General features: G+C 47.9%; 1 protein-coding gene. It reads left to right on the forward strand.

Going from position 1 to position 263, the window contains the following annotated elements; translation table 11 throughout:
• The coding region (locus RYX56_RS23150) for an ABC transporter permease (protein ID WP_317124229.1) at positions 1–263 on the forward strand (263 nt) is incomplete at both ends.

Below are 263 nucleotides of genomic sequence, written 5' to 3' on the forward strand. Positions count from 1 at the left end.
CGATAAAATGCTGATGCAAGTTAAAGCACTGGGCGCAACCAAATGGCAAACCTTGATGATTCTGATTAAGCAATCGAAGATGGCCATAATGGCGGCGATAATCGCCGGATTTGGCCGGGTCATTGCCGAAGTAGGTGCTGCGATGATGGTTGGCGGGAATGTTCAAGGAGATACCCGGATATTGACGACCACCATCGTTATGGAGGTTTCAAAAGGAAACTTTGACATCGCCTTAGCCCTTTCCTTCATCCTATTATCCGCTG

Source organism: Alkalihalophilus lindianensis, from assembly GCF_032843265.1.
In the GTDB taxonomy this organism is placed as follows: Bacteria; Bacillota; Bacilli; order Bacillales; family Bacillaceae_D; genus Alkalihalophilus; species Alkalihalophilus lindianensis.